Below are 24,548 nucleotides of genomic sequence, written 5' to 3' on the forward strand. Positions count from 1 at the left end.
TTTTATTCTGTTCTCAAATTGATTATAGGGTTTGACGAAGCCGCTTTAATTGTCTGAAATCCTACCGTTAAAAAGGTAATAACTACTGCGCTAATTGCCGCTAAAACAAATACCCAAATATCTATTGGGGTTCTATAGGCAAATCCCTTAAGCCACTCGTCTACTAAAACATATGCTAATGGCGCAGCCAAAAGAATAGAAACACATATCAATTTGGCAAATTCTGACGAAAATAATACTGCCAATTCTGATACTTTAGCACCTAATACTTTTCGTATACTTAATTCTTTTACGCGTTGCTCAGCAGTAAAAGCAGCAAGACCAAAAAGTCCAAGACAAGCAATAATGAGTGCCATAAGCGTAAATATATTGAGCACAATACTCATACGTTTTTCTGATTGAAAAGTGTTCTCAAATTCTTGATCCATAAAACTATACTCAAAAGGGATCGATGAATCGATTTGTGCAATATCATCCTGGACATTTGCAACCAAGGCTTCTAGATCACCTGTATTTTGTATCACTTCTGGATTAAGCCTCATAGAATAGAAGGATAATCCAGCACCGTAGTCCCATACTTTATCATTTTGATGATGAATAATAACTAGTGGTCCTATCTCCTGACGTACACTATTAAAGTTAAAATCTTTGACCACACCCATAACTTCAAATTCATCCTCACCTCCTGATGCAAGTGCTACTATTTTTCCAACGGGTGAATCTGTAGTATATGTGTTTTGAGAGCCCCAGCCTAAGGTCTTAACTGCTTCTTCATTTAAAATCACTTTATATTTATCATTAGGTCGAGACGAATCAAAATTTCTACCTGCTAAAAATTCTACTCCTAATACCTCTAGATAATCCTCTTCTGTTCTTACATTTCTAAGTTGAACCACATCATTTTGAGAACCTTTTGCTTTATATCGGTCTCCTGACCAAATATTAGGAGGTAGCCCAAAAGATTTACCTACATTTAAAAATGCCGGATTTTCTTCTAACTTTTTCTTAAGAACCTCTGTATCAAAACCTATTTGTTCAATATTATGAATTTGAAGTATATTATCTTTCTTAAAACCTATATCAAGTGAAGAAGTGTATGATAACTGTTTTTGAACAAAAAAAGTACATATGACTAACGCAATAGATATCGTAAATTGAAAAATCACTAGTCCATTTCTAATTCCTTTTCCTCTAAACTTTGTACTTATCTTTCCCTTTAAGGTTTCTACAGGCTCAAACATCGATAGATAAAAGGCAGGATAACTTCCTGATAATAAACCTAGTCCCAATACAAATACTAATACTATCCCTAAAAACACTGGATTTATCAAATAAGGAATCAATTCTAATTCTACTTCGGCAATTGAGTTAAATATCTTTAAAGTAGATTGAACCAATAACAAGGCTATAATAGTACCTGTCAAAACAAAAAGTGTTGATTCTAAGACAAACTGTTTTATAAGCGCCTTTCGTTTCGATCCTAAGACCTTTCTTACCCCTATTTCTTTTGCTCTTTTAGACGATCTAGCTGTAGAAAGATTCATAAAATTAATACTGGATAATAAGAGTACTAAAATTCCGATAGCGCCAAATATGTTTACAAACATAGGATTACCACTAGGCCCAAATGCATTAAAAGCAGGAGAGTCAGAAAGGTATATTTCTTTAAGTGGTTGAAGATCTAATGTCCAGGCATGTCCCGCGGTGAACTCTTCAAAGGTCTGGTTAAAGATTTTTTCTGTTGTTGGAGGTGCCCATTTTGGTGGTATTTTCTGAAGCTTATCTGTAAACGCCTGCATATCTGTTCCTCCTTTTACTAAACCATAGGTAGCAAAAGCTGTCCAAATCCATTTCCACCCATGAGCGTCCATCATTTCAGAATAGCTTTTTAAAGATACAATCATATCAAACTGAAGGTGTGATTTATAAGGCACCTCTGCTATTATTCCACTTACCGTATACGTATCCCAAGTACCGTCATGACTCTTAACTTCGACTGTTTTACCAATGGGGTCTTCATTTCCAAAATATCGTTTTGCAGTCTTAGTTGTCATCACCATGGTCATAGGTTCACTAAGTGCTGTTTTCGGATTTCCTTGTGAAAAATTAAAAGAAAACACATCAAAGATATTCTCTTCTGCTGCAAAATAGCGTTCCTCATTATATAAGGCAACATCTCCATTATGGTTTGCGCGAATTGTCTGTGTACCTGTGCTAAAAAGCCTAGTGATTTCTTCAAACTCTGGTGCGTCTGATCGCAATGCGGTTGCTACGTTAGGTCCTGTACTAGAAACCATCTCATCCCAATCCCCCCAAATATTTGGTTGATTTACTCTATAAATGCGATCTGCATTTTCATGAAACGTGTCATATGTAATTTCGTTATGTACATACAAACCAATAATAAAACACGTACAAATACCTATACTAAGTCCAAGAATATTTAGGATGGTAAATTGTTTTTGTCGGATTGCATTTCTCCAGGCGATTTTGATATAATTCTTAAACATGATTATCGTTTTTTGATATTAAAAACCCTTTTATTCTTCTTTTAACCCGTCTACAGGGTTTTTATTTGCCGCACTTATGGCCTGTGAACCCACGGTAAGCAATGCAACTAAGAGAGATATACAACCAGCACCAATAAAATACCATAATTTTAGGGGTACTTTATAAGCGAATTCAGAAAGCCAATTACTTGCCAATAGATATGCTATGGGAATAGCTATACCAGTAGCGATCAAAACTAATTTTGTAAACTCTCCTGATAACATTACAGTAACTTGAGATGCACTCTGCCCCAATACTTTTCTAATACTTATTTCTTTACGTCTTCGTTCTGCGGTATACATTGCCAAACCAAATAGACCTAAGCAAGAGATCAAAATTGCTAAACCAGCAAAATATTTAGAAAGAGAGGCTACTTGCTGTTCTGCTGCATATTGTTTCTGGAAATCAGCATCTAAAAAACTATATTCAAATACATAACCAGGGTTAAATTTTGCGTATAGATTTGTTAGTTTACTAAGCGTTTCTTTTTCTGTTCCGTTAGCGATTCGAACCACGAATTCTAGACTACGCCTATTATCATGTAACCTAAAAAACATAGGTCGAACAAGTTCTCGAAATGATTGAAAATGAAAATCTTTTAGGACGCCTATAATCGTATAATACGTCGATCCGTAACGTACTGTTTTGCCAATCGGATCATCTATACTCATCATTTTTATAGCAGTTTCATTAAAAACTATTGCAGCACTGTCGGCTGGAAAATTTCTAGAAAAAGATCTTCCCTCTTTTAGTTTCATATCCATAGTCTCAATAAAATCATGCCCTATTCGAAGTTCTTTAAAACGGGATTGACGTTCTTCTTCATTACCTGTCCAAACCAGTCCTCCTGTTGTATTAATATTAGTGCCAATAATATTTTGACTTGTCATGGCGGCATTTACCACATTTGGGATTGCATTCAATTCTTTTAAAAAGGTTTCTGCATTTTGCCTTAATTTTCCTTCTTGTTTAAAGTAAACGACATTGTCCTTATCCATTCCTAAATTTTTGGATTGGACATAGTTAACCTGTTGAGAAACTAACAAAACAGCAATAATTAGAATAATTGATAATGAGAACTGAAATACAACTAAGCCTTTTCTAACCCAAATTTCTTCCCATGAATTTTTTAGTCGCCCTCTTAAAATCGATACAGGCTTAAAACCAGAAAGATGTAATGCGGGATAGCTTCCTGCCAAAATTCCTGTAAAAAAGGCAATAAGGAATATTAAACCAATAGTTAATGGATCAAAATTTAGGGATAGTGATTTGCCTGTTATGATATTAAACTGCGGAATAAAAAGGACAACCACTAAAAATGCCAATACTAAAGAAACGAATGCCGTCATTATCGATTCTGCAAAATATTGAGTAATCAGTGTGATTCTTTTAGATCCAAGAGCTTTTTTTACTCCTATTTCTTTTAAACGCCTTGATGCATTTGCAGTAGAAAGATTCATAAAGTTGATACAAGCAATGATTAAAATAAACAATGCAATACAAGAAAATAGATAAACGTAATTCATGCGTCCTGAGGTCTGTTTTCCGTTCTCAAAATTACCATACAAATAGTTAGATGAATATTTTGTCATTATAAGATCTGCTGTAACATCCTTGTCTTGTAACTTAGAAAAAGCTTCTATTTTAGTCGCAAATTCTTGTATATTGGTTCCTTCATTTAAGACAATATAGGTTATCGGATTATTGTTGACCCAATCATTTTTACCTCCATTAAACAATACGCCTTTTTTATACGTTTCTAAGGGTAATATAAAATCGAATTGAGTTGTAGAATTAGACGGGAAATCTTGAAAAACACCGCTTACTTGATGTTTTTCTAACATACCCATTGCTTCCCATTCTATTACTTTTCCTACCACATTATTTACAGAACCAAAAAGTCTATTTGCTAATGATTGAGATATCACAATCGAATTAGTACCTGTTAGTACTTGATCTTTATTTCCTTTTATCAATGGATACGAAAACACATTAAAATAATTTGTGCTAGCAAATACACCATCTGTCTTTATAATTTTGCTATCTACATGAAGTGGTACATTTGCAAATTGCTCTGGTACGGTTTGAGCTACGGCATATTTTATCTCAGGCAATTTATCTGCCATTGTTTCTGCCAGAATAGTTGGTGTCCAATTAAGCACTCTAGGTCCTTCTTTGCTTTCAAACTTATTCCATACCTGATATAAGTATTCATCATTTTCATGAAACTTGTCAACTTTAACTTCATCTAATACCCAAAGAGCTATTAATAACACACAAGCAAGTCCTGAAGACAAGCCTATAACATTAATCATAAAAGTAGTCTTATACCGCTTTATCGTTCTAAGAAATAGTTTTACATTGTGCTTAAACATAACTGTTTGGTTTTGATTTGATTGATATTAAAATTTATTCGTTTCTTAACGCCTCAACTGGATTTCTATTGGCTGCTATAAAACTCTGCCAGCTTACTGTTAATAATGCAATGCCTAAAGCTCCAAACCCTGCAATAAGGTATATCCAGATTCCTAAGTTTGTTTGATATGCAAAATTTTCTAGCCATTTATTCAATGCATACCATGAAATAGGACAAGCAATCACATATGCAACCACTACCCATTTGATAAAATCTATATTAAGCATCACTAAAATCTGATTGATTTTAGCTCCGTTTACTTTTCGAATTCCAATTTCTTTAATTCTCTTTTTTGTATTAAACAAGGCTACCCCTAATAGGCCTATACATGAAATAAGAAGGGCTAAAACAGTAGCGTAACTTAAAATCTGATTAAACTTTTGATCTTGGAGATATTGAGCTTCAAATGCAGCATTAGAAAAATTAAAAATAAATTCTTCGTTAGGGTATAGGTTATTCCAAATCCGGGACACTTGATCCATTGTTTCTCCTATTGCATTCGAATTCAATTGAAAAGAATAATACCCTACAGAATGATCCCAGTTTATATTTTGGGCATAAATTGTTGGAGTTACAGGATTATGTAAAGAGACATGATGGTAATCCTCGACTATGCCACGTATCTGATAATTTTTCTTTCCTATACTAATATACTTTCCTATAGCATCACTAGCTTTAGTGATATTCATTTTAGAAAATGCCGTCTCATTAATTAATACCTCATCAGAATTCCAGTCATTTTGCGATGCAAAGTTCATACCTGCTATTAATGAAATATCATATGTTTTTAGAAACTGGTTATCAATACTAATCTGGTTAAACGTTACAGGATAAGGCCTGGGTTCTCCTAGTTCTGTTACTTGATTAGTTAAACGATTAATCGACTTACCTGGAATAGATGAGCTTACCGAAAATGAAGTGATACCACTCAAGGCCGAAACTTCATTTTTAAATGTTGTTAATTTACTAGACAGCTCTGGATGTTGATTCATGGTCATAGGCGTAAAACTGTACAGCGTTTGTTTGCCGTTAAAACCTAATTCTTTATCCATCATATATTGCATTTGCGTATAAATTCCTGTAGTACAAATTATCAATACTATCGTCACAGAGAATTGCAATGTGACCATTACCTTTTGGCTTGTCCATTTTTGTTGAAGCTTTTGCTTTCCTCCTTTTATTACAGAAAAAGCTTTGTTTTTTACAACAGATAAAAATGGAACGATCGAAGCAAGTGCCGTTATTGATACCACAATTACACTAAGTATCAAATAAGTAAAAGAAGATATGCCGTTAATCGAAAGTTGCGAATCAACTAGATAATATGCTATGGTTATCGCTACTGCAAGAGCAACAATATTAAATACTACACTCTCAATACATAATAAACGAAGTACCTGTATATATCGAGAACCATTAAGTATTCTTATCGAATAATTCTTTGCATTCTCTATTGTTGAAATCGTATTTAGATTAACAAAATTAATCAAGCAAACTAGTAGTACAACAATAATGATCATCGAGAGAAAAAGTACTTGTCTTTGATCCCCATTTACTGATAATTCATGATCAAGTTTAGATTTTAGGTGAATATTTGCTAAAGGCTGAAAGATAAAATTCATCTCGGCCGTTTTCAAATTTTCAGGAAGCGCTACCTTTTTAAGTGCATTTTTTAAGTTAGCTTCTATAGTGGTTATCGACGTATTATCTTCTAACTTTATATAACAATAAGAACGATACTCTACAGGGGTTTGCCATCGTTGTGTCTCGTAAGGTGTCGCCTTTAGGTATTGATATGCCGGATTTTCTACTAAAACCTGATTTTTATTATCAAAATTTCGCATGTAATAGAACAATGTTTTAAATGTTCCTATAACATCGATCTTCATATGACTATTACCCGGAATATCTTCAAAAACAGTATCGACTACAAATTTCCATCCTTCATTAACGGTAAGTTCTTTACCCAAAGGGTTTTTATTTCCGAATAACTTTTTTGCAAAAGATTGTGAAATCGCAACACCATGAATGTTTTCGAGTAATGAACCTGATTCTGAAGAAATGATGTTACGATCAAAAACAGAGAAAAAAGTAGGATCACTCCAAACAAAATCAACATTTTGTATTTTTTGTTTAGGGCCATTAAAAATAGTTACTACATCTCGACCAATATTACATTGCGTAAGAACGCCTTCAAATTCTTTAGCCAACAGTTCTGATGATCCGCCAAAATTCTTTGCAGATTTGACTTCTTTACCATTTTCATATTGTACATCAAGGCCAACTCTATAAATAGATTCAGAGTCTTTCCAAAACGTATCATAACTGGTTTCATGTTGTATTTTTTCGGCTAGAAAAATAAATATTGTGTATCCAACGATCAGTCCTATAATTTTGGTAGAAGTCATGAATTTCTTTTTCCATAAACTTCTAACAATAACTTTTAATTCATGTATATTCATAACCGTTGTTTTATTAGATTATTCATCTCTTAACGCATCTACAGGATTGCTGTTGGCTGCAGTAAAACTTTGCCAGCTTACTGTTAATAGTGTTATCCCTAATGCCATAATCCCTGCTAATGCAAATATCCACCAGCTTAGATCAGTTTTAATTGCAAAATTGGATAACCATGAGTTCATTGTATACCAAGCAACCGGAACAGCAATAAAAAAGGCAATTCCGACCCATTTAATAAAATCTATATTTAATAGTTTTAGTATTTTAAAAATACTGGCTCCATTGACCTTTCTGATCCCTATTTCTTTTTTACGTTGTATACATGTGTATGAGGTTAATCCAAAAAGACCTAGAGCCGCAATAAAAATTGCCAGTGCTGTAAAAATTCTAAAAGCACTACTAAATTTGGCATCTTCATCATATTGTGCTTGAAATTTTTTATCGATAAAGGTGTAACTAAAAGTACTTTCGGGAAATACTTCTGACCAAACTTTTTCTAATTGTGTGATTGCGCTTTGATACCCTGATGTAGCTATAATATTTGGATCTAACTTTACTAATACATTGTCTCTAGTGGGTTGTTGCCTCATCATCATTGGTTGCACAGGGGTTTTTAGTCCAAAATGATGGTAATCTTTTACAACTCCTATAATAGTCCAATCTATACCCCAAAACTTTACTGTTTTATTTATCGCTTCTAATGGATTAGAAATACCTATTTCCTTTGTGAATTTTTCATTGATCACCATGTCTCTTTTAGTACCTTTTCCTATACTATTGGATTGAAAAGTTGTTCCAGCTAAAAATTCAATATCCATAATATCGAAGTAATCCGCTTCTACCTTATAGTTATAGTATACTTTGTTTCCTTCTTCGGTACCGTCTGGATAGGTAATACCCATAAAAGAAGATAAGTTTTCATATCCATCTCCTGGATAAGTTTGTGCAGTTGTTGCATACTTTACAACAGGTAGTTTTTTCATTTCTTCGCTTAGTGCAGAAAACTCATTTAAAAGTATAGAATCGGATGTTTTACTTAAAATTTCTCCATGAATCGCTATTATATGATTTAGATCTGAGCCAATGGGTTGATCTTTCATAAAATTAATTTGCTTTGTCACCACAATAGTTCCGATTAACAATACAATGGTTGCTAAGAATTGTGTGATGATTAGTCCTTTTCTTATATGTAACCCACTAGCAGAAGTACGAACTTTACCTTTTAGTGCTCTTGATGGAGAATAACTACTTAAAAGAATTGCAGGATATACTCCTGCCAATATCATCCCAAAAAGAATTATCCCTATTATTAATAGTATACCAGTTAAACTACTTACCTCAAAGGTTAATGCTTTTCCTGTAAAAGAATTGTACAATGGAAGCACTATAATAGCAATTACTATTGCTACTAGTATAGCCAGTCCATTTAGAATTACAGATTCTAATAGCGACTGCCCTATGAGCTGTCGTTTATGTGCTCCTGCTACTTTTCTAATACCAACTTCTTTGGCTCTTTCTAGAGATTTAGTAGTTGAAAGATTAATATAATTTAACCAAGAAAGAATTAAGATAATAAATGCAATTGCCATTAAAAACTTTACTCGTGTTACGCTTCCATTAGCTTCTGCCTCATAGGGTTTATTAGAGTATAGATGTATATCCTGTATGGGCTCTATATTATGCCGCTCATCTAGATCATCTTCAAAATCACTTTCTATTATTTTTTTTTGAAGTAATCCTATATCTGCATTTTTATCTAGTTTTAGATAGGTAAAATAATTATTTCGACTCCACTCGAGTTCTTTTTGACCATCAAATTCATCCCATGTTTTTATGGTTTTAAAAGACAATAAATAATTGATTTTAAAATGGGTGTTTTCGGGAACATCTGCCATTACACCTGTTACTGTAGCCAAGGTTGGAGATCCCCAAAAAATAGATATGGTTTTACCGATAGGGTTTTCTTTACCAAAGAGTTTTTGAGCTACTGTTTGGGTAAGTACAATAGAGTTTGGCTCTTTTAATGCAGTTGCGGTATCTCCTTTAATTAGACTTTGATTAAAAATATCGAAATAAGACGGATCTGCTAAGCTACCGCGGGTTTCTTCTAACGTTTGCTCCCCTATTTTAAAAGTAACTTTATCCAATTGATAAAATCGTACAAAATCCAATACTTCTGGAAACTCTTGTTTAAATGTTGGTCCAGAAAGATTATAGGATTGTGCATCACCCGCTACAAAAGTATCTCCTTCTAAATAATCCATATACACCCTGTATACGTGTTCAGATCCTTTAAATTGATCATAACTACGTTCATAATTAACATATACCATAATCAAAATAAAGGAAGCCACTCCTATTGCTAATCCAGATATATTAATAAAAGAATAGAGCTTATGCTTTAAAAGATATCGAACGGCTATTTTAAAATATAAAGTATACATTGTGGTTTATTCTAATTATGATTCTACTCATCTCTTAATGCGTCGACCGGATTTCTATTCGCGGCGATAATCGTTTGAGTACTCACTGTACATATGGTTACTATAAGTACTAACATACCTGCTGTAAGAAAATACCATAGATTTGCTCCTGTTTTATAAGCAAAACCAGAGAGCCAATTATCAATTAACATATAACTTATAGGCAACCCAATAGCTATTGCCACCAAGACCAGTTTTACGAATTCTTTAGATAATAAAAAAGAGATGTGAGCACTACTATCCCCCAAAACTTTTCGAATTCCAATTTCCTTTTTTCTTCTTTCTGCGGTAAAAGATACAAGTCCAAAAAGACCTAGACATGAGATAATAATAGCTAAAATGGCAAAATATCGAGACAGCTTAGACACTCTCTGTTCTGCTATGTAAAGCTGTTGATAATTTTCGTCTAGAAACATATAATCAAACAAAAACCCAGGGTTGTTTTTTTCATAAAAATCTTTGAGTAATGTTAAGGTTTCCTGTTCCTCACCTATTTTAATTTTTACCATAAACTTAGTTAGTCTTTCGGGCCATAAATTGATAATCATAGGTTTGATATCTTCATGAAGAGATTCAAAATGAAAGTCTTTAATCACCCCAATAATTTCTCTTTTTTTATTTCTAAATCCGATAAATTTACCAACAGGGTTTTTCAATTGCATACGTTTAATAGCAGATTCATTAAGGATAACTTTAGTGTTTTCTTCACTAAAATCTTTTGAGAAAGACCTGCCCTGTACTACTTTGATATCTAACATTTCAATCAAACCATAATATGCTATCATATTTTGAAATTGAGTATAATCATTAGGATCTTTTCCTTCCCAATCAAAACCTCCTACGCCCCAACCATCACCGGTCATAGCGTTTCGGGTACTCGATGCGTCTAGTACTCCTGGAATGTTTTTAAGTTCTGCCAAAAAAGTATCCATATGATTGTCATCCAACGTTTTTCCTTCTCTATTAAAATGAATTATTTGTTCTTTGGTATATCCTAAATTTTTGTTTTGTATAAATTCAATTTGCTGATGAACTATTAAGACCGATACGATAAGTATAATTGAAACCGTATATTGAATAATAACTAACCCCTTACGTGTCCATACTTCTCCTACAGAAGAATTTAGTTTCCCTTTTAATATTAAAGCAGGTTTAAAGCCAGATAGATATAAGGCGGGGTAACTACCTGATAATAAGCCGGTGAATATTGTAATCCCTAATAACGAAAAAACAAAACCAGAACTAATTGTTATAGAAAGTTGTTTCCCTGTAATTTGGTTAAATTCTGGAAGTAATAGAATAACAAAAACAATGGCTAATAATAAAGCCATAAAGGCAATCCCAATAGCTTCTATCATATATTGAAAAATGAGTGTTTTTCTATTTGCTCCTATAACTTTCTTAATACCTATTTCTTTAAGTCGTCTAGAGGCTTTTGCTGTAGACATATTCATAAAATTGATACAGGCTATAATTAGAATAAACAGCGCTATGATAGAAAAAAGTCTCACATATGTAATTCTGCCTCCTGCTTGTATACCATTTTCATAACTCCCGTATAAATATTCGTCTGTATATTTTTTCAAAAACGGAGTACGATAAGACTGTCCTTTATTAGTTTTATTTCGAATAAAATCATGAATCTTTTCATTAAAAGCAACAATATCAGTATCTGGCTTCATACTAAGATATACATATGTTGATTGACTACCCCAATCCAAAAGATTAGTTTGAGAAAGCGTTTTTTCTTCATAAGAGAGTACAAAATCAAATCGTTCTGATGATTGTTTGGGTACATCTTCAAAAACACCAGAAACCGTATACTGTTTTTCCTTCTGAAAATCAATACTCTGTCCTATTGCATTTTCTACAGAACCAAAGAGAGTTGTAGCAATAGTTTCTGATACTAATATGGTATTTGTATCGGCCCAGATATCATTTTTATCGCCCTTGATAATAGGGAAAGAAAATATTTTAAAAAAATCTTTGCTTACATAATGACCATCTCCTTTTATGGTTTGATTCTCGATAGAAAGTGTTGCATCTTGTGGATATTTTACCACCTGAGTTGCCATATGTATTTCTGGCATTTCTGCTAACATAAGTGGTGCTATATTTCCAGATGTGGTCCTACCTACTTTTGTAGCTTGTGGAAATTCGGCAAGCTCCATTAGATGAAAAATATGATCACTGTTTTTGTGAAATTTATCGGTGTATAATTCATCGCTTACCCATAGATATATCAAAATAGAACACGTTAATGCAGTAGATAATCCAATAATATTAATAAAAAAAGAAACCTTATATCTTTTAATACTTCTTAAATACAAAACGAAATGATGTCTTAACATAACTCTTTAGTTTATTGATTTTAATAACTAAACACATTCAACCTAAGTTGATAATTCACTCTGTCCTCAAACTTTTGATAGGATTTGCGGTTGCTGCTTTTAATGCTTGATAGCTTATTGTCACAAAAGTGATTAGCACTATACTTCCTATTGCCAAGGCAAATATCCACCAGTCTATTGCGATTCTATATTGATAATTTTGAAGCCAGTTATCCATAAAATACCATGCTAATGGTGATGCGATAATACCTGCAACAAAAATGAGTTTAAAGAAATCTTGTGTAAACAAGATCAAAATATCACTTACCTTACTTCCTAGTACTTTTCTAATACCTATTTCTTTTTTACGTTGAGCTACAAAAAATGAAATCAATCCATAAAGCCCTAAACAACTAATAAAAATTGCCAGTGCAGAAAACAGTTTTGACATTGATAAAAAGCGTTGTTCGTCGGCATATTGCTCTGCGACACGCTCATCCATGAATGTGAATTCATAAATGTATTTTGGAAATACTTCTTGCCACAATTTTTCGACTTCTGCCAAGGTAGATTTTGCGTTTTTACCTTGAATTTTAATTGCAAAATTAGAGTACCCACTAACGTAAGGTGCTATAAAAATTGGACTAATACTTCTTTGAAAATTGCGATCATGAAAATCTGCAACAACACCTACAATGGTACCTTTGGTATCTCCTCCATTTACTTCTATTCTCTTTCCGATTAACTCATCTGGCGACTCAAGTCCTAATTTTTGAGCTAGCCTTTCATTTACTACTAATTCTGTTACCGAATCTGTTGGGAAAAAGTTACGTCCTGCAATTATTTCTAATCCAAAAGTTTTGATGTAATCAGCATCGGCTAGTTTAGCCGAAATTGAGAATTCCTCTGCCTCTGCTCGGTTATTGTATTTTATTCCTGTACCCCAATTATTGTAAGAAGCTCCTGGGCTAGATAAGCATGCTGTCATTTTTTCTACTCCAGAAAGTTTCGTAATACGTTCCTTTAATCCTTTTAACTTAACATATTTTATATCTTCTGGAATCTCGATCATTATAATGGCATCTTTTTCAAAACCTAAATCAGCATTAACAGCATATTTTATCTGCTTTCCGATAATAACTGTAGCTACTATAAGAACAATTGAAATTGTAAACTGTGCGGTTACCAAGATTTTTCTAGTTAGTTTTCCACCAGTATCTTTTTCAGTTAGTTTTCCTTTAAGTGCTAAGGTGGGAAGGATTCTTGCTAATAATATTCCAGGATAGCTACCTGCAAAAAGAGCAACTATTACGAGCAATATTATTATAAAACCTATTATTTTGAATTCTAGTAGTGATTGTATAGAAAGATCAAGTCCAAAAAGTGTATTAAATGATGGTAAAGTTGCAGCTGCAATTACTAAACCAACTACCATAGCAAAAAGGCTAATAATAAACGTCTCTGAAATAAACTGCCAAAAAAGATGTTGTCTAAAACCTCCTAGTACTTTTCGAATTCCAATTTCTTTAGAACGTGTAAATGCTTGTGCAGTAGAAATATTTATAAAGTTAATACAGCCAACTACAATTAAGAAAAAACCTATTAAAGAGAAGATCCAAAGCAGATTAACATTTATTCCTCCATATTTATTATTAAAATGTATATCATTAAGCGCTTGCAATTTATAACGATGTACATTTTTACTTTTAGAACGATGCTTCGTCACCAATTCTACTAGTCTATTTTCTATTTGAGCAATATTTTGATTAGGTCTTAATAATGTAAAACACATTAAGCTACTATTAATACCACCCCAAGAGCCGCTAGACACAAAATCATCATAACTTTTTAATGTTATAAATGATGGAAAAATACTAGCTTCTATAAGTGTTCTCTCTGGTAAATTTTTAAGAACACCGATTACAGAAATGGTCTGATTATTATCAAGAACAAAAGTTTGCCCTAATGCATTTTGATCTCCAAACATTTTTTTAGCAAATCTCTCTGTTATATATGCCGTATTTGGTTCTGCAAGTGTTTGATCTCCTAATTTTTCTAATAAAGGAAAATTCAAAATATCAAAAAACTCAGGTTCTGCAAATGCAATATCTTCTTTAAAACGTTTTTCCTCATTACCATCAGAGCCATTAACTTGCCAATTTTTTCTGATATAAAAACTAGCTACTTTTTCTGCATAATCATAATCCAACTCAAACGCTTTTGCAAACCCTGGAGGAACAGCTGCATCATATTCTATATCATCACGATGTTCTTCGGTTACGACACGGTAAATACGATCCGCATTATTATGAAATGTATCAAATTGCAGATGATGACTAACATATAAGAATATTAAAATAGTACAGCCAAATCCCAATGCCAATCCAAGAATATTAATAAAGGCAAATACTTTTCTCTTACGAAGGTTTCTCCAGGCGATTTTTAAGTGATTTTTAAACATAGTTTTGTTTTTTTAATAACCCTGAAGGTTTAAAAAAAACCTTCAGGGTTATCATGACTTTATTCTGTTCTTAAACTCTTTATAGGGTTTACAATAGCAGCTTTAATACTTTGATAACTTACAGTAAGTATAGAAATGATTATGGCCAAAAAAGCAGCAGTAGCAAATACTCCCCATCCAATTTCTATTCGGTACGAAAAGTCTTCTAACCATTTATTCATAGCATACCAACCAAGCGGTAATGAAACCAGAATAGCGATTCCTACTAGTTTCAGAAAATCTATAGTTAGTCTATATGAGATTTGACTAACACTTGCTCCCAATACCTTTCTCACTCCTATTTCTTTGGTCCGTTTTTCTGCATTAAAGGCGGCTAATCCAAATAATCCTAAACATGCAATTAAAATAGAGAGTATCGTAAATGTTATAAAAACACGTCCTAACCGTTTTTCCGCTTGATAAGTATCATTAAAAGAATCTTCTAAAAATCGATAACTAAAGGGTTGACCTGGAGCTACTCGATTCCATATATTCTCGATATTTGCAATTGTATTTGAAAAATTACCTGGCGCTAATTTAACAGACATTGATCCCGAAGAGCTGCTTAAATTAAGACTTAATGCGCCTATATCTTCTCGTAATGATTCAAAGTGAAAATTCTTAACTACACCAATAACCTTAGAAAATTCAGGGTTTTCTGATCCTAATTCTCGAGACAACCTAATTCCTAATGCCTCTTCGGGCTGCAAGCCCATAATTGCAACTGCAGATTCATTTAAAATAATTGCCGAAGAGTCAGCGCTAAACGCCTTATTAAAATCTCGTCCTGCAATAATTTCTATCTTAAGTGTATTTAAATAATCATGATCTACATCCCACGTCTGCATGTTTATTGCATTTTCTTGTTCTGTAGATCCATCTTTGAAGAATGAAGAATTATTCCTATAAGAAGGTGTGGGTAAGTAACCACTTAGAGATACACTTTCTACTTGTCCAAGCTTCTGAACCTCTTCTTTAAAAGAAGTAACTTGATTTCCTGCTGCATATGCATCATTAACAATTAAAACTTGATCTTTGGTATAACCAATATCCTTATTTTGAATAAATTCTAATTGTTGAAACACAACTAAAGTGCTTACAATCAGAAAAACCGATATTGCAAACTGAAAAATTACTAATGAATTTCTTATCCGACCTCCGCCATTACTGACTCCTGCAGATCCTTTTAATACTTTTACAGGTATAAATTTAGACATAAAGAACGCCGGATAGCTTCCAGAAAAAATACCGAGTACAACTGTAGCTAAAAATACTATAAACCAAAATATAGGGTTTGTAAAAGGTATTGCAATTGTTTTTCCTGATAGTGTATTAAAAAAAGGGAGTGCTATTACAGCCAAGAGTATTGATAAGACTAGTGAGATAAAAGAAATAATCGCTGATTCTGTTAAAAATTGCTTTATTAAACCAAATCTGCTAGAACCCAAGGTTTTACGAACACCAACCTCTTTTGCTCTTTTAAGAGAATGTGCCGTAGATAAATTCATAAAGTTTACACTGGCTAAAAGAATTAAGAAAACACCAATAAAAGAAAGAATATATACATTTTGCATACTACTATTTGGACTCAATTCTGTAATTCTGTTGGAATGTAAATGGATATCTGTCAATGGCATTATACTATAATTAATATAGTTGCCAGAAGCGATAAATTGTTCTTTGGTTATTCCAGGATAAAAAGCTTGAGCATAAGGAATAATATATTTATCTATCATTGACTCTAATAAAACATTAAAATCATCAATATTCGTGTCTTTAATAAGTTTAACAAAAGTGAAATAATTATGGCTAGTCCATTCCATCGCTTGTGCATCTTCATATCCCGACATAGCCATAAAAACACTGCGATCTTTTAGAAAAGAATTTTGTGGAAGATCATCCATAATACCCGTTATGGTATATGTTTCAGAATTTTCTAGTACAACCAGCTGTCCTAACGCTTCATCTAATTTGAAATGCTTTTCTGCGGCACTTTTGGTTAACACCAAAGTATTTGGTTTAGTTAAGGCTGTTTTGACATCTCCATACAATAATTCAATACCAAACATTTCAAAAAAAGTAGCATCTGCATAGGTGCCTTGTAATTCTTTTGCATTTAACTCAGCATTGCTTTTTTTGATCAATACACTCCCTATATTTCTAAATCTCGTTGTGACTTTTACTTGAGAAAAATCATTTTTCATTGCTGCTGCCATTGGCGCAGATACTTCTGCCGATTCGTGCGCGTCACCACCAAATTTAATATCAGCATTTACTCTATAGATTTGATCAGAATCGGCAAACATTGTGTCATAACTTAGTTCATCATAGATATATAATGAAATAAGTAAGCCTCCTGCCATTCCGATAGCTAATCCAAAAGTGTTCAGAAAAGTAAAAAAGGGTTGTTTTTTAAGACTTCGCCAGGCGATTTTAAGATGATTTTTAAACATAATTATTCTTTTTTGATGATGATATTACTCAGTACGTAAACTTTTTATAGGGTTTACTATCGCTGCTTTTATTGCTTGATAACTTACCGTTATAAGAGCAATAGCAAGTGCAACAACTCCTGCTAAAACAAAAATCCACCATGAGATCTTTATTCTGTAGGCAAAATCCTCTAACCAATTATTCATAAAGTACCAGGAAATTGGCACTGCTAAAACGATAGCAATTAAAACCAGCTTTAGGAAATCCTTAGAAAGTAATGTTGTAATACTAGTTACAGATGCTCCTAAAACTTTACGAATTCCAATTTCCTTGATTCTATTTTCTGCCATGTAACTAGCAAGACCAAATAAACCTAGACAGGAAATAAAAATGGTAAGTAATGTAAATAAGCTTACGAGCTGACCTGTTCTTTTTTCATCGTTAAATTTTTGAGCATATTCCTGATCTACAAATTCGTATTCAAATGGATATTCGGGGTTGTATTTTCGAAATACACTTTCTACTTTGGCAAGACTTTCTGAAGTGCTATTTGCTGTATTGAGTTTTATATGGATTATATTAAACCAAGCTTTGGCACCTTCTATCACCATTGGGTCTATCTTTTGAAACGGAGATTCTAACACAAAATCTTTTGCAACTCCTACAATATGCCAGTCTATACCGTTATCTTTTACAATCTGACCAATAGGCTCATCAAAATTCATTAGTGCCGCGGCGGATTCATTAATAAGTACTGCCGTAGAATCTGTTGGATACATATCTAAATCCAGATCACGACCTTCAACAATTTCTACACCTAAAGTTTCTGACACATCTTCATCGGCTACGAACCTTTGGATTATGATCTTATTTTCTTCGTTTTTTCCTTGCCATTCAAACCCCCAAGTATTGCTCCAACCTTCAGTAATTGGAGAACTAGTTCTTGTTATTGAAGTGGCAGCTCCAGAAGCCAATAATTCTTCTTTAATGAGGGCATAATTTTTTTCTACATCACCTTCTATTGACGTATAAACTAAATTGTTTTTAGAATAACCCGTTTGTCTGTCTTGTACTTTTTTTAACTGTTGTGCTACAATCATACTAGAAGTAATCAATATAATCGCAGCAGAAAATTGAAGAACCACCAAAACTTTTCTTGGTGTAACCGCAGCATTTGACTTAATAAATGTTCCTTTTAATACAGAAGAAGGTTTAAACCCTGAAAGAAACAACGCAGGATAGCTACCCGCCAAAAGACCAGTAAAACATATTACCCCAAAAGCCGATATCCAAAATCCAACATTAGTCAAATCTAATGATAATGGTTTTTCTACTAATGCACCAAAATGAGGTAATCCAATTATAACGAATATAAGGGCAAATACCGCTGCAATGAATGATATGAATATTGATTCTCCTAAAAACTGACTTACAAGTGCCAATCTTCTTGCTCCTACAACTTTTCGTACGCCTACTTCTTTTGCTCTTTTCTCACTTCGAGCTGTACTCAAGTTCATAAAATTTATACAGGCAATTATCAAAATTATGCTTGCTATGATACCAAACATTCTAATCACATCTATTCTACCTCCTATTTCCTTACCATTTTCAAAGTTCGAATACAACCAGGAACGTGTAAATGGGTACAAATACGTTACCATTTCTGGAGAGTCTTTGTCATACACTTTTCTTAAGCCTTCTATTCGTTTTATGAACGCAGCATGATTGGTTTCTTTTTTAAGCATTACAAAAGTGGCAATAGAATTATTGCTCCAATTTTTATCATCCCATCCACGTTGTTTTAAAAATGCCCAAGGCATCAAAAAATCAAATTCAAAAGCTGTACTTGATGGTAAATCTTTTAAAACTCCACTAATCGTAAAACTATCGGTGTTATCTACTTTTACTATTTTACCTACTGCGGGTACGTTACCAAACATTTTTTTTGCAAAAGATTCTGTAATAACAACCGAATTAACATCCTCTAGAACAGTTTCTATGCTTCCTTCTAACAAAGGGAAACTAAACATTTTCAGAAAATCTGGGTCTGTTATAATTCCGTTACCGTTTATTCGTACATCACCTTGTGCAAACAAAAACTCAGAATCTTCTTGTAATCTTACTGCACTTTCAACTTCTGGATAATCCTCTTGGATGATGGGTCCCATGATTTTAGGAGTAGAATTCCATGTCCATATCTCTCCATTTACCGGATGTTGATTATACACTTGATAAATTCTATTTTTATTTTCATGAAATTGGTCCATCCCAATTTCAAAATTCACCCAAATCACTATGAGTGTCGTTACCGCAAGACCAATAGAAAGTCCAACAATATTTAATACAGAGAAACTCTTGTTTCTGAGTAAATTTCGCCAAGCGATTTTTAGATAGTTTTTAAACATGATATTGTGATTTGATAATATGGTTCAGACCACAAAGGTTTTAAAAACCTTTGTGGTCTATTACGCTATTCTGTTCTTAAACTTTTTACGGGATTTGCCATTGATGCTTTTATTGCATGAAAGCTTATCGTTAAAATTGCTATTGCAAGTGCTATCATACCTGCCATACCAAATACCCACCAATTTACTTCTACCCGATATGCATACCCTCCTAACCACTTATGCATAGCGTACCAAGAAAAAGGTGTCGCTATAACGACCGCGATAAGTACCAATTTGATAAAGTCTTTTGACAATAATTTTACAATACTCGAAGCTTCTGCACCCAATACTTTACGTATACCAATTTCTTTGGTTCTTTGCATGGCACTATAAATTGCTAAGCCTAATAAACCTAAACAAGCAATTAAAATGGCTAGAAATGAAAAGATGGTAAATAACTTTTTAAACTTAAAATCAGCTTCATATTGTGTATTAAAAGAATCATCCAAAAAGCTATATAAAAATGGACGATGCGGAGCTAAAGCAGCCCATTTATCTTTTATATCCTTAATAGTTTTCTGAAGATTTTGGGATTTTATTTGTAATGAAAAGTATCTACTACTGCTAGGTTCTAATCGTAGTGTTAAGGGAGCTACTTTTTGGTGTAAGGATAAATAATTAAAATCTTTAACTACCCCAATAATTGTACCTTCTTTACCCCATTGCTCAAATTGTTTTCCTATAATTTCAGATGGATCTGTATACCCAAAACTTTTTACAGCAGCTTCATTAATTATCATCGAAGAAATGGTATCTGTTGCAAAATTTCTAGAATAAGCTCTACCTGCGACTATTTCAATATTATAATGAGGTATAAAATCAACATCTATTTCGTATAAGAAAGGATCAAAATTTTTCATCGGCCCTTCTTTTGTCTCTATATTAGTTCCTGCCGCAGGAAAATGACCTCCTGGAACAGTTCGTGAGGCTGAAACTGAGCTAATATCTGGATGATTTAAAAACTCTCTTTTAATGGTTTCTATATTATCACGTACTTGACCATCCCAGTTGAAATCTATAACTAACTGTTGTTCTCTATCAAAACCTAAGTTCTTATTTAGCATATAGTCTAACTGAGAATATACTATTACAGTACTTGCAATTAAAGCGATAGAAAGACTAAATTGAAATATAACAAGCCCCTTTCTAAGATTAACTCCTTTTTTTGAAGTGCTAAAAGTTCCTTTAAGTACACTTGATGGTTTAAAGTTAGATAATATAAAAGCAGGATAACTCCCCGCTAATATTCCTGTAATAAATGCTGTTGCAAAATATAATGACAGCGTAAAACCATTAAAAATTTCTCTGATTAGAAATTGCTTTCCTGTTATTGTATTCATCCAAGGAAGACATATCATCACCAATACCAAACCTAGTACTGCGGATAACATACCCATAAGTAATGACTCTCCTAAAAACTGATAAATCAATCCTTTTTTATCTGCTCCAATTACTTTGCGTACTCCAACTTCTTTTGCTCTGTCTAACGAACGGGCAGTAGCAAGATTCATAAAATTAATAGAAGCAATTACGAGTATAAAAAAGCCAATAATAATAAAAATGTAAATGTTAGATAAGTTACCTGTAATTCCTGGTTGTCGAGCAGCTTTAGAATTTAAATACATATTTTTTAGTGGCTCAAATGAAAGATCATAATAGTATTGAGCATCTCCAGCAGGTCTGTTTTTTTTCAGAAAATCTGGCATCTTATCTTGAAATGCCGTTTGATCAAAATTATCGTTTACCAAAAAATAGGTATAAAAATCAACATATCCCCAAGCATCAAAAATACCTGGTCTAGTTTGGTAAAAGGAGCTCATAGACATAAGGATATCAAAAGAAAAATGTGAATTAGATGGTACATCTTTCATTACACCTGTAACCGTGTATACGCCATCATTGGCTCTACCACCAACCCCATCAATACTTTTTCCCATTGGATCCTCATTACCAAAATACTTTTTTGCTATGCTCTCGGTTAACACTATAGAATATGGAGCTTTTAAAGCGGTCTCTGGGTTTCCTGAAATTAAAGGCCAACTAAATACATCGAATACCGTTGGGTCTACATAAAAACAATTGGCTTCTTGGAAAGAACGTTCATTATAATCTAACAGCACATCAGATCTTCCTGAAAATTGAACTGTTTCAATAACTTCAGAAAAATCACTTTTTAAAGCTTTTCCAACTGGCGCATTACCCCATATCCATCTATCATCTAAATTATCTTTGCTACTATGGTGAACAACTCTATATATATTATCACCATTTTCATGATAACTATCATAAGAAAGTTCATTCCTCACAAACAACGTTATCAATAAAAAACAAGTCATGCCTATAGCCAGACCTCCAATATTTATAGCAGAATATCCTTTGTTTTTTAAAAGATTTCTCCAAGCTATTTTGATATAATTCTTAAACATGATTTTATTTCTTTGCTAAACCCCTAAGGTTTTAAAAACCTTAGGGGTTCTGTTTGATTTTATTCTGTTCTTAAACTTTTTACAGGATTAACTACTGATGCTTTTATGGCATGAAAACTCACTGTTAATAATGCTATAACAATTGCTAAAACCCCTGCTAATCCAAACATCCACCATTGTATGGTTATTCGATATGCAAAATCGCTTAACCAATAATCCATGATAAACCATGCGATCGGTGATGCTATTAAAAAAGCGATCACTACCAGTTTTAGAAAATCTTTAGATAGTAATCGTACTACTTCGGTAACTGAAGCTCCTAATACTTTTCTAACGCCTATTTCTCTTTTTCTTTGAAGCGTACTGTACGCGGCAAGTCCCAATAAACCTAGACAGGAAATAAGAATTGCTAATATTGCAAAATTTAAAAACAAGTCTCCAAATCGTTCTTCGGTACGGTATTGTTCATCAAAAAATTCATCTAAAAAATAATAATCAAATGGCTCTGTAGGTAATATAGAGCTCCATTGACTCTCAATAGAGGCAATTGTTTGTTTTATATTTTGCCCAGCAATTTTAACCGCTATAAGATCATTTCTATCCGATTCTATTCTCATGGTCATAGGACTGATATTTTGTTGTAAAGATCTAAAGTGAAAATCCTTTATTACTCCTATAACTTGTCCTTCTCTTCCCCATTGTTTGAATTTGGCTCCAATTGCTTCTTCGGGGTTACTGTACCCCATTATTTTTGCTGTTTCTTCATTAATTACCATTGCTTCTGTTGAATCGGTGGCAAATTCTTTTGAGAAACCTCGTCCTGCAGCAAGTTCTAATTCAAATTGAGAGATATAATCATAATCCACAAAATAGAGCGCAAGATTGGCTGCTTGAAGTTCTCCCGCTTTATTTTCAATTTCTGAATATGCATTAGAATTTCCTCCTCCAGGTACACTAGAACCAAGACTTGTAGATTTTACTCCTGGTAGTTTTTCAATAGCATTTTGAAATGCCAATTGTTTAGGAGAAGCGTTTGTTTCTAAAATTAACAATTGTTCTTTACTAAATCCCAATTCTTGATTACGCATAAAATTGGTTTGATTGTAAATAATTATGGTTCCGATAATTAATGCAATGGATATTGTAAATTGTGTAGTCACCAATCCTTTTCTTAAGATTGTACCTTGGGTTCCTGTAGAGAAATTTCCTTTAAGAACACTTACTGGTCTGAAAGAAGATAATACAAATGCTGGGTACAACCCTGCAAGGATTCCAATACTCAAAGAAATTGAAAAAAGTATTAATATATTAATACCGCTTGAAAAAACACCCGAGCTTATTATCTTACCAGCAGCGGCATTAAATAAAGGAAGAAATACTACGGATAAAACAATACTAATTATAAACGCAATAATACTTATAATAATGGATTCTCCTACAAATTGCAATGCTAGTTGTCCTTTTTCTGCACCGATTACTTTACGAACCCCAACTTCTTTTGCTCTTTCTACAGAACGTGCTGTGGTTAAATTGATAAAGTTGATACTAGCAATCAAAAGAATAAAAAGTGCTACAATAGAGAAAATGTAAATATTATTAATGTTTCCATCACCTTTTCCCCCACGCGTCGAATGTAAATAGACATCTTCGAAAGGTTCCAAAAAAAGCGTAGCAAACATTTGAAATTCTCTCATTTCTTCTCCACAATTTCTCTCTAAAAAATCTTCAAACTTTGGTTCTAACTGCTCTTTTTTGACGTTTGAATTCACCAAAATGTATGCTGCAGGATCATAATTACCCCAAGCTGTGTTTAGTTCCTTATCCAGATCTTCTGTGAATGTAGTTAAGGATAGTACCATATCTGCGCGGATATGCGAATTTTCAGGAATATCCTCCATCACGCCAGTGATTTTTGTGATATATCCGTCTTCGGTAATTTTTAATGACTGCCCTATTGGATTTTCGTCACCAAAATATTTGTGAGCAGTTGTTTTAGATAAAACAATACTATAAGGCTCTTTAATAACTGTGTTAAGGTCTCCTTGTAATAATTTAAAATCAAACATTTCAAAAAATGCTGGATCTGCTGCGATAGCATTAGATTCTTTGAACTTGATTTCATCATTTCGAACCAACATATTCATATTTAGAATTCGAACAGCAGATTCTATTTCGGAGAATTGTTCTTCTAAATGTGGTGCTACTGCCCAAGCTGGTTGTGATAATTGTAAATGATCCGAGGGTGTTTTCAAATCTGCTACAACTCGATAGATATTGTCTGACTTTGTATGAAAACGATCATAACTTAATTCAAAATTAACATATAATAAAATTAGAAACCCAGCGGTAAGGCCAATTGCTAATCCACTTATATTAATCAGAGAAAAGCCACGTCTTCTCCAAAGGTTTCTTAATGCTATTTTGATATAATTCTTAAACATGATAATTGTTATTTTATAATTTGATTAAGACCTCGAAGGTTTTTAAAATCTTCGAGGTCTGT

The 24,548-nt window shown here is 33.1% G+C and carries 10 protein-coding genes; all 10 read right to left on the reverse strand.

Annotated elements, in window-relative coordinates; translation table 11 throughout:
• Positions 1–2 precede the first annotated feature (2 nt).
• On the reverse strand, positions 3–2,510 hold the full coding sequence (locus D1816_RS15245) for an ABC transporter permease (RefSeq protein WP_118503940.1): 2,508 nt from the start codon (positions 2,508–2,510) through the stop codon (positions 3–5).
• Between the two features lie 30 nt (positions 2,511–2,540).
• Positions 2,541–4,925 (reverse strand): ABC transporter permease, encoded by a 2,385-nt coding sequence (locus D1816_RS15250; RefSeq protein ID WP_118503942.1) that lies wholly within the window; start codon positions 4,923–4,925, stop codon positions 2,541–2,543.
• A gap of 34 nt (positions 4,926–4,959) precedes the next feature.
• Positions 4,960–7,428, reverse strand: a complete 2,469-nt coding sequence (locus D1816_RS15255; protein ID WP_118503944.1) for an ABC transporter permease — start codon at positions 7,426–7,428, stop codon at positions 4,960–4,962.
• An 18-nt stretch (positions 7,429–7,446) separates the two neighbouring features.
• Positions 7,447–9,870, reverse strand: a complete 2,424-nt coding sequence (locus D1816_RS15260) for an ABC transporter permease (protein ID WP_118503946.1) — start codon at positions 9,868–9,870, stop codon at positions 7,447–7,449.
• Positions 9,871–9,893: 23 nt separating this feature from the next.
• Entirely contained in the window at positions 9,894–12,260 is a 2,367-nt protein-coding gene (locus D1816_RS15265) for an ABC transporter permease (protein ID WP_118503948.1), read from the reverse strand.
• Positions 12,261–12,315: 55 nt separating this feature from the next.
• Complete coding sequence (locus tag D1816_RS15270) at positions 12,316–14,700, reverse strand: ABC transporter permease (protein WP_118503950.1); 2,385 nt, start codon at positions 14,698–14,700, stop codon at positions 12,316–12,318.
• Between the two features lie 59 nt (positions 14,701–14,759).
• On the reverse strand, positions 14,760–17,192 hold the full coding sequence (locus D1816_RS15275) for an FtsX-like permease family protein (protein ID WP_118503952.1): 2,433 nt from the start codon (positions 17,190–17,192) through the stop codon (positions 14,760–14,762).
• A gap of 24 nt (positions 17,193–17,216) precedes the next feature.
• Positions 17,217–19,577 carry an ABC transporter permease gene (locus tag D1816_RS15280; RefSeq protein ID WP_118503954.1) on the reverse strand — a complete coding sequence of 787 codons (2,361 nt, stop codon included), beginning with the start codon at positions 19,575–19,577 and terminating at the stop codon, positions 17,217–17,219.
• Between the two features lie 65 nt (positions 19,578–19,642).
• Positions 19,643–22,045, reverse strand: coding sequence for an ABC transporter permease (locus D1816_RS15285; protein ID WP_118503956.1), 2,403 nt, complete (start codon positions 22,043–22,045; stop codon positions 19,643–19,645).
• Between the two features lie 59 nt (positions 22,046–22,104).
• Positions 22,105–24,486: an ABC transporter permease gene (locus D1816_RS15290; protein WP_118503958.1), complete on the reverse strand. Its 2,382-nt coding sequence runs from the start codon at positions 24,484–24,486 to the stop codon at positions 22,105–22,107.
• Between the last annotated feature and the right edge of the window lie 62 nt (positions 24,487–24,548).

Origin of the sequence: Aquimarina sp. AD10 (assembly GCF_003443715.1) — a bacterium.
GTDB lineage: Bacteria > Bacteroidota > Bacteroidia > Flavobacteriales > Flavobacteriaceae > Aquimarina > Aquimarina aggregata.